Raw genomic sequence first — 13,994 nt, 5'->3', positions numbered from 1 at the left:
CCCGCCTCAGAAGAGGCTGTACCTCTGCGCGAGGGGCAGGATCTTCGCGGGGTCGCAGCGGAGGAGCTCGCCGCCGGCCCGCACCTCGTACGTCTCGGGATCGACCGTGATCGGCAGGAGCGTGTTGTTGAGGCGCATGTCGGCCTTGCCGATCTTGCGGCACCGGCGGACCGCCGAGAGGCGCTTCTTCAGGTCGAGCCGGCGGATGCTCCCCTCGTCCATGGCGCGGCTCGACACGAACGCGATGCTCGTCTCGCCGACCGCCGCGCCGAGCGAGCCGAACATCGGGCGCATGTAGTACGGCTGAGGCGTCGGGATCGACGCGTTCGGATCGCCCATCTGCGCCCAGGCGATGAGGCCGCCCTTGATGACGAGCTCCGGGCGCACGCCGAACATCTGGGGACGCCACAGCACGAGGTCCGCGAGCTTGCCCGGCTCGACCGACCCGATCTCGTGGGACATGCCGTGCGCGATGGCCGGGTTGATCGTGTACTTGGCCACGTAGCGGCGGATCCGGAAGTTGTCGTTGTCGCCCTGCTCCTCGGGCAGCCGGCCGCGCTGATCCCGCATCTTGTGCGCCGTCTGCCAGGTCCTCGTGATCACCTCGCCGACGCGGCCCATCGCCTGGCTGTCGCTCGAGATGATGCTGATCGCGCCGAGGTCGTGCAGGATGTCCTCGGCCGCGATGGTCTCGCCGCGGATGCGGCTCTCGGCGAACGCCACGTCCTCCGGGATGTTCCGGTCGAGGTGGTGGCAGACCATGAGCATGTCGAGGTGCTCGTCGAGCGTGTTGACGGTGTACGGGCGCGTCGGGTTCGTCGAGCTCGGGATGACGTTCGGCTCGCCGCAGATGCGCAGGATGTCGGGCGCGTGCCCGCCGCCCGCGCCCTCGGAGTGGTAGGAGTGGATCGTCCTGCCCTTGAACGCCGCGATGGAGTCGTCGACGTAGCCCGACTCGTTCAGCGTGTCGGTGTGGAGCGTGACCTGGATGTCCTCGTGCTCGGCGAAGCTGAGGCAGCAGTCGATGGCGGGCGGGGTCGTCCCCCAGTCCTCGTGCAGCTTCAGCCCGACGGCGCCGGCGCGCACCTGCTCGAGCAGCCCCTCGGGCGACGAGGTGTTGCCTTTGCCCGTGAGGCCGATGTTGAGCGGCAGGACGTCCGTCGCCTGCAGCATCAGCGAGATGTGGCGGGCGCCCGGGGTGCACGTGGTCGCGTTCGTGCCCGTCGCCGGGCCCGTGCCGCCGCCGACGAACGTGGTGACGCCCGACGCGAGCGCCTCGTACCCCTGCTGCGGGCAGATGAAATGGATGTGCGCGTCGACGCCCCCGGCCGTGACGATGTGGCCCTCGCCGGCGATGACCTCCGTCGTCACGCCGACGATCATGCCCGGCGTGACGCCGGCCATCACCCTCGGGTTGCCGGCCTTGCCGATCGCCGCGATGCGGCCGCGCTTGATGCCGATGTCGGCCTTGTAGACGCCGGTCCAGTCGACGATGAGCGCGTTCGTGATGACGCAGTCGAGCGCCTCGTCGTTCGAGGCGCCGGCCATCTGCCCCATGCGATCGCGCAGCACCTTGCCGCCGCCGAACTTGCACTCGTCGCCGTAGGACGTGTGATCCCGCTCGACCTCGGCGACGAGGCCGGTGTCGCCGAGCCGCACCCGGTCGCCGACCGTCGGCCCGTAGATATCGACATAGTGCCGCCGCTGCATCGTGTGGCTCATGCCTGCTGCTCCTCCCGCGCGGCGTGCGCCGCCCCGTGCGGGCCGACCTGCACCAGCGTGATCGTCTTCTCGTCGCCCGGCTCGAAGCGGACCGCGGTGCCTGCGGGGATGTCGAGCCGCATCCCCGCCGCCGCCGTCCGGTCGAACTCGAGCGCGCGGTTCGTCTCCGAGAACGGGTAGTGGCTGCCCACCTGGATCGGCCGGTCGCCCAGGTTCTTCACGGGGAGGGAGAGCCGCCGCCGGCCGGGGGAGAGCTCGATCTCGCCGGGCTTCACGAGCACCTCGCCGGGCGTCACGAGCACCTCGCCGGCCGTCACCTCTGCCTGGCCTGCCGGCTGGAAGAGCGACACGTCGGGCACGGGGAGGAAGCTGCCGTACAGCGCGAGCGCGAGATCGCCGTGCTCGAGCGCGATCGGGTGGTGGACGGTGACGAGCTTCGTCCCGTCGGGGAAGGTCCCTTCCACCTGGACCTCGGCGATCATCTCTGGGACGCCGGCCATCACCTGCGCGCGCCCGAGCAGGCGGCGGCCGACATCCATGAGCTCGGCGACGCTGCGGCCGTCGCGGATCAGCTCGAGGATCTGCGTCGCGATGAGCGCGACGGCCTCCGGGTAGTTGAGCCTGACCCCGCGCGCGAGGCGCTTCTGGGCGAGGAAGCCCGCGCCGTGCAGCACGAGCTTGTCGAGATCACGAGGCGCAAGGTGCATGTTCGCCCTCTCTCCGGCGCGGCGATGCCGCGGCTTTGCCGGCGCGGCGCGAAGCTACCACTTTCGTGCGAACGGATCATCACCGAGCTCACCCGCGAGGAAGGCGAGCGCGCCGCGGAGGAAGCCGGCCACGCGCTCGACGCTCGTGCCCGCGACGCGCACGACGGCGCCGCCGCCCCGGAGCGGGCTGGCCGACGCGACGAGCTCGGCGCGCCGCTCGGGCGGCGGCCGCGGCGCGAGCAGCGCCTCCGCCGCGCTCGCGGCGCGCGGGCCGAGCGCGACGAGCGTCGCGAGGGCGTCGAAGCGCCCCATGCGCTCGGGCAGCGCGCCGTGCGCGGGATCGAGCCGCGTCGCGTCGAGCAGCACGGCCCGCCCGCCGCGGCTCACCCGGACGCGCGACGCGTACCGATCGAACGCCCAGCGCTCGCCCCGCGCGCTCCGGCCCGAGGACAGCGCGTCGACGAGCACGAGCGACGCGTCGTCGGCGAGCGCGACGTCGATGTCCTGCTCGTACCGCGAGCCCGCGAAGCAGACGACCGGATCGGGGATCGCGACGAGGAGCCCGCCTGCTTGAACCTCGGCCTCGAGGCGCTGGCGGCTGACGAGCGGCGAGCGGTAGACCTTGGTCGAGGCCTGGGTGCTGAGCAGCGCGGCGGCCCCGCGACCGACGCGCGCATGGAGGTGGAGCTCGTCGCCGCCGACGAGGCCGCCGCCGAAGCTCGCGACGAACACCCACGCCGCCTGCCCGTGGTTCCTCGGAGCGAGCAGCTTGAGCGGGCTCCTGGCGAGCGCCTTCTCGAGCACGGTGCGCCCCGCGACGCGCGTGAACACGAGCTCACCGCTGCCGGCCTTCCCCGCGCGCCGCGCGGGCGGCGGCGGGTCTCGCAGGGCGGCGGGAGAATCGCTGGGCGTGGTCACGGGCCGGCGTGCGTACCACGGACCGCGCCCCGGCCGCGAGGGCGCGCAGCGCGTGTCGGGCGCGCAGCGCGCGTCGGGCGCGAGGGGGCGCAGCGCACACGAGGGGACACGTACGTCACGCGACGAGGAACACGACCAGGAAGGTAGGGAGAAATTCGAATCATCTTCCCGATTTCCCTTCTTCGCCTGGAACATGAAACATCCCGGACATGTGAACATGTTGTCGGGGCTCTCCCGAACACCCCTACGGTGTTATCAGCGAGCCAGCCACTGCGTTCCTCCTGTCCCTGACGACAGCGCATGTCCGGGGTGTCCGCCGGCCGCTGTGGGCGTTCCGTGACTCGTTGTGATGTCGTTTGCATGGATGACATGTTGCTTGACGGGAAAGCCCAGCTCGGGTCAGCTCGTCGGGCGGCCGGGGGGCCGCGGAGGGGGTCCGATGTTCATCGTCAGGAAGGGCGAAATGCCGCCGTGGTCTCGTCGGTTCAAGGAAGCGGCGTCGCGCCTGCTGGAGCGCCAGGGCGGGACCCCGTTCGAGCTGCGCTTCTGGGGCGGCGAGCGGCTGCGCTTCGGCGCGGGCGCGCCCGAGTTCGCCGTGACGTTCAGGACGCGTCGGTCGCTCTGCGAGACGGCGCTCCGGGGCACGCTCGGCCTCGGTGAGGCGTATGTCCGGCGCGAGGTCACGTTCGAGGGAGATCTCGAGGACTCGCTCGCCGGGCTGTTCCAGCTCGCGCGGTCCGTGGAGGCCCGCCTGCCGCGCCTCGTGCCCGCGTCGTCGTCGTTCGACCGCGGCCTCTCGGGCGTGCTCGACGCGCTCCGGCTCGGGCTGCTCTCCGGGGCGGCGAGGCGCGAGAGGCTCGCCGTCGAGCGTCACTATGGGCTAGGCAACGACTTTTACCCTCTTTACCTGGACAGGCGCCTCCAGACGTCGTGCGGCTACTTCAGCTCTCCGGGCGAGACGCTCGACGACGCGCAGGCGCACAAGATCTCCCTCGTCGCGCGGAAGCTCGCGCTCCGGCGCGGGCAACGGCTCGTGGATCTCGGCTGCGGATGGGGGCACCTCATGTTCCACGCCGCGGAGGCGTACGGGGTGCAGTGCCTCGGCATCACCCTCTGCGAGAACCAGGCGAGGTACATCCGCGAGCAGGCGGCGGCGCGGCGGCTCCCGGTCGAGGTCCGCGTGATGAGCTGCGACGAGCTCGAGGACGAGCCGCGGTGGGAGCGGCTCGTCTCCCTGGGCTCGATGTGCCATGCCGGCGAGCGCCGAATCGAGGTGTTCTATGACAGGGTGAAGGCGCTGCTCGCCCCGGGCGGCGTGTGCCTGCTCGAGAGCGTCACCAGAGAGCAGGAGTCGTCGCGGACTGACCCCTTCCTGCAAAAGCACATCTTCCCGGGGTACTGGCCTCCTTCGCTCCAGGGGATGGCGACGCGCGCCTCGGCGCGCGGCCTCGACGTGCTCGACGCGGAGAACCTGCGGCGCCACTCCGCGCTCACGGCGCGCTGCTGGCGCCGTAACTTCCTGGAGAACAGGGAGAAGATCGAGCGGGTCACCGGCTTCGACGGCGCCTTCATGAGGACGTGGGAGTTCTATCTCGCGTGCGCGGCCGCCGCGTTCCGCAGCGGGCACCTCGGCGCCATCCAGATGGTGCTGGCGAACGGGGCTCCACGCGACTACCCCCTCGCACGCGAGCCCCTGTATGCCACGGAGGAGCACTCGTTGCGGGAACGCGCGCCGATCGTCCCGGCCGTGCAGCTCAGTTCGTGGGGGGCGGCGCTGCCGTCCTGATCTGTCGGGCGCGCCCGCGCGCCCCGCGCGTGCGCGCGTGTCGGCGGCGCGCGCGTCCATCGCGCGGAAGAGCTTGTTAAGCCCGCGCGGCCAGCTATCAGCTAAGGATGAGCGAAAGGCTTGCGGCCAGCGCCCGTCGCGGCGCCGCGCCCTCGTGGTCCGTGTCGCGCCCTCGCTCCGCGGCGCGCCTGGTCTGCGCCGCCGCGGGGCTCGTCGCGCTCTGTCTCCTGCTCGCATCGTGTACCCAGGTCCGCTACATCGCGCAGGCGAGCCTCGGCCAGCTCTCGATGGCCTGGCGCGCCGAGTCGCTCGAGGACGCCGCCTTCGACGCCCGCAAGCCGTGGCGGACGCGCGCGCTGCTGCGCGAGGTCCCGCACATCAAGCGCTTCGGGGAGCGTCACGGGCTGACCCCGACCGGCAATTACAGGACGTATGTCGAGCTCGATCGCCCAGCCGCGGTCTGGGTGGTGAGCGCGTGTGAGCCGCTGCGGTTCCGCTCGAAGACATGGAGTTTTCCTATCGTGGGTACGGTCCCCTACATGGGGTGGTTCGATCTCCAGGATGCCAAGGCGTTCGCGGCGCCGCTCAAGGCGGCCGGCTGGGACGTCGACGTGCGTCCGGCGGGCGCCTACTCGACGCTCGGCTGGCTCGAGGATCCGGTCCTGTCCACGATGATCTCGGACGGGGACGAGGCGCTCGGCGACCTCGCCAACGTGGTGCTCCACGAGTCGCTGCACGCGACGCTGTACGTGAAGGGGCAGACGAGGTTGAACGAGAGCCTCGCGAGCTTCGTCGGGGACGAGCTCACCAAGCATTACCTGGACGAGCGGGTGGGCCCCTTCTCCGCCGAGAAGACGGCCTACATGAGGGAGATGGAGAGGAGCGAGGTGCGGACGCGCGCGCTGCACGCGGCCTACGTCCACCTCAATCGGCTGTATGCGTCCCCGGCGCCCGACGCCGAGAAGCGGGCGGAGAAGGACGCGGTGCTCGCCCGGCTCAAGGCCGACATCGGGGCGCGGCGTCCGATCAACAACGCTTCGCTCGTGCAGTTCCGCGTCTACAACTCGGGGACTCCGGAGCTCCGGGCGCTGCTCGCGACCTGCGGTGGCAGCTGGCCGAGGTTCCTGGGCGCGTTGCGGAAGCTCGAGCGCCACAAGTTCTCCACGCCCCAAGAGAACATCGCCCGGGTGGTCGAGCCGCTCATCGAGGCCGGCTGCAGGTAGTCCAGCGAGCTGCGCTGTGCGCCGCGCGCTGCGCTGTGTGCCGTGCGATGCGCCATGTGCCGTGCGCTGCACCGATGTGCGGTGAGCTGCGCGCCGCGCTGCGTATTGCGGGCTGCACCGCGTAGCGCGCTGCGCCTTTGGCGGGGAGTACGCCGTCGAGACACGACGCAAAGCGTCGACGGCAGTCGTCCTGTCCTATTGCATTTGTTTGCTTCCACGGTGCAATGCGGGGCGTCCAGCGGCTCGATGATGAACCTATTCATGTCCAGGTAAGGTTTGCGTTCTGGATCTGAACCCATCCCTGGATCGGACCAGTCCCTGCGGAAATGTATGACCGGTGCTGGCCTCCTGGCTCGCGCGCGCGCCTCGGAGGGAGGGTTTCAGCGGCAATTTTGGCTGCTGGGCGCCAGGACCGCGGCTCCTTCGCCGTTGGCCCGCCGGTTGCTCTATGTATCCACCAGATGTCGCCCCTGCTCGTCGTCCTGTTTCAATGGGGACTCGAAGGGGGGACCCCTGGCATGACCTTCGCAATGCTGCCCCGGTCTTCGGGGGGGACGCCAAGCGAGGTGATCGGCGGCGCTAGCCGAGCGATCGCGACCCCGCCGTCACCCGAATGCCATGGCCCTTGCGGTATCGGGCTCCTTGATTGACTTGTCGCCGGGTGCCGGCGGAGAGCTTCGGTTCACGTGACGACAGACGCCTTACGAGGCGATTAAGGAGGGATGGCCGAGGCACGCGCGACGCGCGTCGCCAATTGAGTTGGCTTAGCATGACCAGCTTGTCAGACCTCGGTCTGAGCTTTTCTTATCTGTTGTGCCGCTCTCGATGTCGACCCTGCTTCCCGCTTCGCTTCAGCTTCTCCCCTGCTTTGCTTGAGCTTGCTCGTTCGGTTCCGGTTTGCGCTTTGCACTTCGCTTCAGCTTCATCTTTCGGTTTGACTGGCTTCTCGGATTGTCTTAATCTCCCGCCCGTCTTCGCTTTTTCTTCGCTCTTTACTTGATTGCGCTTCGTATCGCTTTCCTGACTTCTCTCTTCTGACTTCTGATCTCTTCTGATCGCGGGCCTCTCCAGGACTCCGGTGGACTCCCCTCCACCGGCGCTCCTGTGCGGTCCCGGTGGGTCCGCGAAAGCGGGCCTCAGGCCGGCGGGTTCTTCCCGACCGGCCTTTCTTTTTTTGTGCGCACGAGCGCTTCCCTGGCGCGTCCTCGACGCCGTGAAGCTCGCTGTTGGCCGCGTCTCGGGCCTGAGCGCGGTTGTCAGCGGCCGACGTCTGGAGTCTGAGCGCGGTCAGCGACCGTCGTCGCCGGGTGTGTGCCTGGGGTGGACGGTGGCAGAGATGATCTTCCACTCGCCGTCGATCTTCTCGAGCCGCAGCACCACGGGCAGCTCGTCGCGCCGGACCTCATGCCCATGCCGGGCGCCCGTGACCGTCGCGGTGGCGGTCACCTCCGCCGTCATGCCGGCCGGGTCGATCTGGATCTCCGTGCTACCCAGGCTCACCTCCGCGGTCTGATAGACGACCGCTGCCTGGGTCGCCGCGTTCGCGAGCTCGTCGCGGCCGCGGAGGCTGTCGCCGATCTCGGCGATGCGGGCGCTCGCCTCCTTCGTGAAGATCTCGGCGAACTCACCGCGAATGCGGCCGTGGCGCACCAGCGGATTCCGCTCGCCGTCGTCGATGCGCACCGCGTTCTCGAGCTGGGTGAGCCGGTCGCGGATCCGCTCTTCCTCGGAGGGCGACAGCAGCAGCGCCGCCGCGCCGAGGACGGCGCCGGCGGCGATGAGCCCGAGCGGGATCCAGCGTTTCATGCTGCAAGTATAGGCGAAGGCGCCGCGCGAGCGCGCGGAACCGCGGAACCGCGGGACCGATTCCGCTGGCGCCCGCTGTGTGGGCCATCGCAGCTATCGCCCCACGATCGGCTCGAGGCACCGATCGCGCGCCTCGCGCAGGGCGCGGAGCTCGCAGCGCCGCGGGATCGTCGGCGGCGGCGCAGCACTCGCCGAGAGCGATCGAAAGCCCGCGCGCCCGTAGAAGATGCGGCGGCACCGGCGTCGCTCATCGCGGCCTAGCTAGCGCAAGGACGGGGAGAGGGGAGGCGGGCGAGCTCCGCTCTAGGCGTCGCGCTTCACGAGCAGCGCGGTGAGGTCGTCGATCTGCTTGGCCGAGCCGGCGAAGCGGCGCACCTCGGCGAGGAGCGCGCCCAGGATGTCGGACGTGGGGCGCGCGTGCAGGCGGTGGATGAGGTCGCCGACGCGCTCCTTGCCGAACACCTGCCCGGCGGCGTCCTGGTACTCGTAGAAGCCGTCCGTCAGCAGCACGAGGAGATCGCCCGGCGCCATCACGAGGGGCGGCGTCGGGGGCAGGTCGAGATCCTTGAACATGCCGAGCGGGACGGTCGACGGATCGCGCCACACGACCTGGCCCTCGGCCGCCCGGTAATGGAGCAGCGGCCCCTGCCCGGCCGCGTGGAAGCGGAGCTGGTGCGTCGTCGGGTCGAGGATGCCGAGGAACGCCGTGATGAAGCGGTCGTTCGGCAGGTCCTCGATGAGCTGCTGGTTCACGTGGTGCATGAGCGCGTCCATGTCGGCCGAGAGGCGCAGGCCGATGCGGAGCATCGCGCGGAACTGGGTCACGCTGAGGGCGGGGCCGATGCCGTGGCCGGCCGCGTCGGCGAGCAGCAGGAGCATCGGCGACATGTCCACGCGCTCGTCGAGCCGGATGACGTCGTAGATGTCGCCGCCCGTGTCGTCCGCCGGCTTGCTGAACGCCGACAGCGAATAGCCGGGGCAGCGCGGCAGCCGCCGCAGGAGGATGTTCTGCTGGATGTCGCGCGCGATGGTGAGATCGTGCTCGAGCTTCAGCTTGATCATGCGCTCCTCGAGCAGGAGCGTGCGCTGCACGGCGACGGCCGCCTGCGCCGCGAGCAGCTCCGCCACGTCGCGCTCGTCCGGGCCGAAGTGGTCCGCCTTCGAATTCAGCATCTGGAGCACGCCGACGAGCTTGTCGTCGAGCCCGATGAGCGGCACCGTGATGAGGGATTTGGTGTGATACCCCGTCCGGCGGTCGATCTCCTGATTGAACCGCGGGTCGGAATAGCAGTCGTCGACGAGGATGGTCTGGCGCTTGCGCGCGCACTCCCCGGCGATGCCCTTGTCGATGCTGACGCGGATCTGGGCCTCGCCCGTGGCGACACGGGAGTAAAGCTCCTTGGCCTCCTCGTCGTAGAGGAAGACGCTCCCGCGGTCGGCGCCTATCACCTCCCGCCCCGTCTTGATGATGAGCTCGAGCAGCTCCGTGAGATCACACGGCGCCGCGAGCTTGCGCGAGACGTCCAGGATCAGGATGAGCGACGACGCATCGATCAGGGAGGGAGTGCCGGCGCGCATGCGGCCGGAGAGTTTGGGCTACGTGGAAATAGGGGTCAAGACATGGTCTCGCCCCGGGTGCTCATGACGACGTCGTCGCCAGCGCGTGCCCCGGCGCGCGTCGGCGTTCCTGGCCTCGGCGCGGCCCAATTTTCGAGCGACGACGGTCGCGAGCGTCCCGGCGACGCTGCGAGATCGCCGTCGATGCCGCCGGCGCTGGGCTCGGGGTGGTGGAGGTCGGCGCTACCACCTCGGCCCTACCTGTCCTAGAACACGCGACGCACTCTCCTTGAAAGCGAGCTCTTCGATGAACCGCCTCCGCCTCGTCGCCCTCCTCCCGGCCGCTGCCCTGGTCGTGGCGGCCTGCGACGCGCCGCCCGCGCCCGCCGGCGCGGCGCCCGACGCCTCGCCCTCCGCCGCGCCGGCCCAGCCGCAGCCGGTCGACGCGACGCCGCAGTCGGCCGACGCGCCGCCGCAGGCGAGCGCCCCCGCGGCGGCTGCCAGCGCGGGCGCTCCGACGACGGACGCGGGGGCGCCGGCCGACGCGGGCGCGCCGGTGGAGGACGCGGGCCGGAAGCGCGAGGACGCGGGCGCCGCGATCGCGGCGCGCGACGCGGGGACGCCCGCCGGCGACGCCGCGGCGCGCGACGCGGGCGGAGGGCGCGCCGAGGCGCCGGCGGCGACCTCCGCGCCCGCGCCCGGCACGGCGGCGCCGCCCGCGGTGCCGCCCGCCGAGGCGGGATCCGCGGACGCCGTCGCGGCCGAGGTCGACGCGATCTTCGTGGGCAAGAATACATATTTCGCCCGCTTCAAGCAGGAGCACACGCAGAAGGTCTCGGGGGCCGTCAAGAAGCAGAGCGGCGCGCTGTCGGTCCAGAAGCCGGACAGGATCTCGTTTCGCTACGATCCGCCGAACCAGAACCGCATCGTCTCCGACGGCGTGTCGCTCAAGGTCTACGTCGCCGAGGACCGGCAGATGTTCGTCACGCCGGTGCAGAACTCGGAGTATCCGGGCGCCCTCTCGTTCCTCATGGGCCACGGGCTCCGCCCGTCGTTCACGTTCACCTTCAACGACAAGGCGAAGTTCGAGGGCGGCCCCGTGCTCGTCGGCAAGCCGCGGGCGCCGACTCCCCACTACGAATTCGTGATGTTCTATATCGACAAGGCGCTCCTCGCGAAGAAGGACCCTGGCGTCGTGCGCCGCGTCCTCATCGTCGACGCGCAGGGCAACCGGAACCGGTTCGACTTCGAGAGCGCGTCGCAGCCCGCGTCGATCGATCCGGCGGAGTTCCAGTTCACGGCGCCGCCCGGCACCGACGTCAAGCAGAACTGATGACCCCGCGCCTCTCGCTCTCGGAGCTCTTTCCCGACATCCATCCGGAGTGGATCCTCGCCGAGGATGGCGATCTCATCGTCGTCGACAAGCCGGCTGGCCTGTCGACGCACGCGCCGGAGGCGGAGCGGATCGACGACATGGTGACGCGCCTCCGCGCCTTCCTCCGCGGCCGGGGCGATGCGGAGGCGTACCTCGGGATCCACCAGCGGCTCGATCGCGACACGTCGGGCGTCCTCCTGTTCACGCGGCGGCGTGAGGCGAACGCGGCCGTCGCGCGGCAGTTCGAGGGGCGCACGGTGCAGAAGACGTACGTCGCCGCGGTCTCCGGCTTCGGCGATCGCCCGCCGCGCGGCACCCTGCGGCACCGCCTCGTCCCGGCGCCGGGAGGTGCGATGCGCGCGCTCGCCGAGAGCGGCGGGGCGCGGGAGGATCGGGCCGCGAAGCGGGAGGATCGGGCCGCGAAGCGGGAGGATCGGGCCGCGGGGCGGGAGGATCGGGCCGCGAAGCGGGAGGATCGGGCCGCGAGCGGCGTGCTGGCGATCACACGCTACCGCCTCCTCGAGCGCCGCGGCGACCGCGCCCTGCTCGAGCTCCGGCCCGAGACAGGCCGCACGCATCAGCTCCGGGTGCAGCTCGCGGCGATCGGCCTCCCCATCGCCGGCGATCCGCTCTACGGCGGCCCCGAGGCCCCGCGCCTGCTCCTGCACGCCGCCGAGCTCCGCCTCGATCACCCGGCCACGGGCGCGGCCGCGACCTTCCGCTCGCGGCTGCCTGCAGTCTTCGAGGCGTGGCTCGCCGCCGCGCCGGTGGACCCGTACGCGGGCGGCGTCGCGGCCGTCGAGCGCGCCATGCGCGAGGCCGCCGAGCGGCGGTACGGGATCGCGCGGGCCGGCGACACCACGGCGCTCCGGCTCGTCCACGGCGCGGGTGACGGCCTCCCCTCCGTCTCCGTCGACCTGTACGGCGAGCACCTCGTCGTGTCGCTGTTCGGCGCGGGCGAGGGCGAGCCGGGCGCGCCGCCGCGGGACCTCGTGCTCGACGCGGCCCACCGGCTCGGGGCGAAGGGCGTCTACCTCAAGGCGCGCCCGAAGCACGCGAGCGTCATCGTCGACGCGCGGCGCGAGGAGTTCGCGCCGCGGCACGCCGTCCGGGGGGAGGACGCCCCGGAGGAGCTCACCGTCCTCGAGCACGGCTTGCCGTTCAAGGTGCGGCTCGGCGACGGGCTCTCGACCGGCATCTTCCTCGACCAGCGCGAGAACCGGCGGCGGGTGCGGGAGCTGGCCCGGGGGGCCCGGGTGCTGAACCTGTTCGCCTACACGGGGGCGTTCACCGTGGCGGCCGTGGCGGGCGGCGCGCGCGAGAGCGTGACGGTCGACGTGTCCCGGGGCGTGGTCGCCTGGGCGCGCGACAACCTCGCCGCGATCGGCGCGGACCCGGCGGCGCACGTCGTCGTCGAGGCCGACGTGTTCCCGTGGCTCAAGGCCGCCGCCCAGTCCGACCGGCGCTTCGACCTGGTCGTGCTCGATCCGCCGAGCTTCGCGACCACGAAGAAGAGCCGCTTCAGCGCGGCGAGCGATTTCGGCGCGCTCGCGGCGCTCGCCTTCCGCGTGCTCGCCCCAGGCGGCAGGCTGCTCGCCTGCACCAACCACCGCGGCATCGCGCGCGCCAGGTTCCGGCGCCATTTGCACGAGGCCGCGCGTGAAGCAGGATGCGACGTCGTGCAGATGAAAGATCTCCCCGATCCCGTCGATTTTCCCAGCGAACCAGGCGCGGAGTCCCACCTGAAGAGCGTCCTCGCCAGCGTGGGCGCGCCGTCCGCGAGGGCCCGAGAGGGCGCGCCATCCGCGAAGGCAGGGAAGGCCGCGCCGCCCGCGAAGGCCGCGCCGTTCGCGAAGGCAGGGAAGGCTGTGCCGTCCGCGAAGGCCGCGCCGTTCGCGAGGGCGGCGAAGGCCGCGCCCGCCCGGGGCGCGCGCCGAGGGCCCGCTCCGGCCCGGACGACCCGCCGAGGTGCGCGATGAGCCAGCGGCGTTTGCTCATCACGATCAGCTCGTACAGCTACCTCGAGCCTGCCTTCCTGGCCGCGGGCGACTTCGAGCGCGGCCTCGTCGAGCGCAAGAGCTTCCCCGACGGCGAGCGTTACCTGCGCGTCGCGGTCGACTGCTGGGGGCGCGACGTGGTCCTGCTCGGCGGCGCCCCCCGGGACCTCGACTGGCTGGAGATCTACGACCTCGGCTGCGCCATCTCGCGCGCAGGCGCGCGGTCGCTCTCCATCGTGATGCCTTATTTCGGCTACGCGACCATGGAGAGGGCCGTGAAGCCGGGCGAGGTGGTGACCGCGAAGACGCGGGCGCGGCTCATCTCGGCGATCCCCTCGTGTGACGCGGGCACGCGCATCTTCCTCTTCGATCTGCACACCGATGGCATCGAGTTCTACTTCAGCGACTCGCACGTGACGCGCCACCTCTACGGCGCTCCGCTCATCACGCAGGCGGTCCGCGAGCTGATGGGCGATCGCCCGTACGTGCTGGCGGCGACGGACGCCGGTCGGGCCAAATGGGTGCAGAGCCTCGCCCGCAGCCTCGGCGTCGAGCCGGCGTTCGTGTACAAGGAGCGGAGAGGCGACGGCGTCGGCGTGACCGGCATCAACGCCGATGTCTCCGGCCGCGAGGTCGTCATCTACGATGACATGGTCCGCACCGGCTCATCGCTCGTCCAGGCGGGGCGCGCCTACCTCGCCGCCGGCGCATCCAAGGTCCACGCCGTCGCGAGCCACCTCGTCTTGCCGGGCGACTCGCTCGAGAAGATCAGGAAGGCCTCCGTGTTCACGACGCTGCTCGGGACCGACTCCCACCCTGGCAGCCAGCAGCTCGCCGACGCGCCCGGCGCCCTCCACTCGGTGGCGCCGCTCCTCGTGCGCGCGCTCGAGCGGGAGACCTAGG

At 71.2% G+C, this 13,994-nt stretch carries 10 protein-coding genes; 5 read left to right on the top strand and 5 right to left on the bottom strand.

Annotated elements, in window-relative coordinates; all coding sequences use genetic code 11:
- Nucleotides 1–6 precede the first annotated feature (6 nt).
- The 3 genes from ureC to WMF34_RS33430 are packed head-to-tail and all read right to left on the bottom strand — an operon-like array spanning nucleotide 7 to nucleotide 3,347.
- The gene (gene ureC, locus WMF34_RS33440) at nucleotides 7–1,722 is read right to left on the bottom strand and encodes an urease subunit alpha (protein ID WP_437990350.1); all 1,716 of its coding nucleotides are present in this window, start codon (nucleotides 1,720–1,722) and stop codon (nucleotides 7–9) included.
- Nucleotides 1,719–2,429, bottom strand: coding sequence for an urease subunit gamma (gene ureA, locus WMF34_RS33435; RefSeq protein ID WP_437990349.1), 711 nt, complete (start codon nucleotides 2,427–2,429; stop codon nucleotides 1,719–1,721). The genes ureC and ureA overlap by 4 nt, the downstream gene beginning before the upstream one ends.
- Before the next feature lie 54 nt (nucleotides 2,430–2,483).
- Entirely contained in the window at nucleotides 2,484–3,347 is an 864-nt protein-coding gene (locus WMF34_RS33430) for an urease accessory protein UreD (RefSeq protein WP_437990348.1), read from the bottom strand.
- A gap of 439 nt (nucleotides 3,348–3,786) precedes the next feature.
- On the opposite strand from WMF34_RS33430, the gene WMF34_RS33425 reads away from it, so the two are divergent.
- Nucleotides 3,787–5,133, top strand: coding sequence for an SAM-dependent methyltransferase (locus WMF34_RS33425; protein WP_012239164.1), 1,347 nt, complete (start codon nucleotides 3,787–3,789; stop codon nucleotides 5,131–5,133).
- A 107-nt stretch (nucleotides 5,134–5,240) separates the two neighbouring features.
- Nucleotides 5,241–6,356, top strand: coding sequence for an aminopeptidase (locus WMF34_RS33420; RefSeq protein ID WP_012239163.1), 1,116 nt, complete (start codon nucleotides 5,241–5,243; stop codon nucleotides 6,354–6,356).
- A 1,287-nt stretch (nucleotides 6,357–7,643) separates the two neighbouring features.
- Here WMF34_RS33420 and WMF34_RS33415 read toward each other — a convergent pair.
- Nucleotides 7,644–8,162 carry a nuclear transport factor 2 family protein gene (locus tag WMF34_RS33415; RefSeq protein ID WP_437990347.1) on the bottom strand — a complete coding sequence of 173 codons (519 nt, stop codon included), beginning with the start codon at nucleotides 8,160–8,162 and terminating at the stop codon, nucleotides 7,644–7,646.
- A 303-nt stretch (nucleotides 8,163–8,465) separates the two neighbouring features.
- Nucleotides 8,466–9,740 (bottom strand): SpoIIE family protein phosphatase, encoded by a 1,275-nt coding sequence (locus WMF34_RS33410; RefSeq protein ID WP_012239161.1) that lies wholly within the window; start codon nucleotides 9,738–9,740, stop codon nucleotides 8,466–8,468.
- A 286-nt stretch (nucleotides 9,741–10,026) separates the two neighbouring features.
- On the opposite strand from WMF34_RS33410, the gene WMF34_RS33405 reads away from it, so the two are divergent.
- The 3 genes from WMF34_RS33405 to prs are packed head-to-tail and all read left to right on the top strand — an operon-like array spanning nucleotide 10,027 to nucleotide 13,993.
- Nucleotides 10,027–11,052: a LolA family protein gene (locus WMF34_RS33405; RefSeq protein ID WP_437990346.1), complete on the top strand. Its 1,026-nt coding sequence runs from the start codon at nucleotides 10,027–10,029 to the stop codon at nucleotides 11,050–11,052.
- Nucleotides 11,052–13,073 carry a class I SAM-dependent methyltransferase gene (locus WMF34_RS33400; RefSeq protein WP_437990345.1) on the top strand — a complete coding sequence of 674 codons (2,022 nt, stop codon included), beginning with the start codon at nucleotides 11,052–11,054 and terminating at the stop codon, nucleotides 13,071–13,073. The genes WMF34_RS33405 and WMF34_RS33400 overlap by 1 nt, the downstream gene beginning before the upstream one ends.
- Nucleotides 13,070–13,993, top strand: coding sequence for a ribose-phosphate diphosphokinase (prs, locus tag WMF34_RS33395; protein WP_012239158.1), 924 nt, complete (start codon nucleotides 13,070–13,072; stop codon nucleotides 13,991–13,993). Before WMF34_RS33400 ends, prs begins: the two co-directional genes overlap by 4 nt.
- Nucleotide 13,994: the final 1 nt, after the last annotated feature.

Source organism: Sorangium sp. So ce145, from assembly GCF_051525985.1.
Taxonomy (GTDB): domain Bacteria; phylum Myxococcota_A; class Polyangia; order Polyangiales; family Polyangiaceae; genus Sorangium; species Sorangium cellulosum_B.
The sequence above is the reverse complement of the archived record's forward strand: the minus strand, read 5'-3'. Positions and strand labels throughout refer to the sequence as shown.

Coding starts and splice junctions, on each gene's coding strand:
- ureC (WP_437990350.1), bottom strand. CDS start 1,722: ATGAGCCACACGATGCAGCGGCGGCACTATGTCGATATCTACGGGCCG.
- ureA (WP_437990349.1), bottom strand. CDS start 2,429: ATGCACCTTGCGCCTCGTGATCTCGACAAGCTCGTGCTGCACGGCGCG.
- WMF34_RS33425 (WP_012239164.1), top strand. CDS start 3,787: ATGTTCATCGTCAGGAAGGGCGAAATGCCGCCGTGGTCTCGTCGGTTC.
- WMF34_RS33420 (WP_012239163.1), top strand. CDS start 5,241: ATGAGCGAAAGGCTTGCGGCCAGCGCCCGTCGCGGCGCCGCGCCCTCG.
- WMF34_RS33415 (WP_437990347.1), bottom strand. CDS start 8,162: ATGAAACGCTGGATCCCGCTCGGGCTCATCGCCGCCGGCGCCGTCCTC.
- WMF34_RS33410 (WP_012239161.1), bottom strand. CDS start 9,740: ATGCGCGCCGGCACTCCCTCCCTGATCGATGCGTCGTCGCTCATCCTG.
- WMF34_RS33405 (WP_437990346.1), top strand. CDS start 10,027: ATGAACCGCCTCCGCCTCGTCGCCCTCCTCCCGGCCGCTGCCCTGGTC.
- WMF34_RS33400 (WP_437990345.1), top strand. CDS start 11,052: ATGACCCCGCGCCTCTCGCTCTCGGAGCTCTTTCCCGACATCCATCCG.
- prs (WP_012239158.1), top strand. CDS start 13,070: ATGAGCCAGCGGCGTTTGCTCATCACGATCAGCTCGTACAGCTACCTC.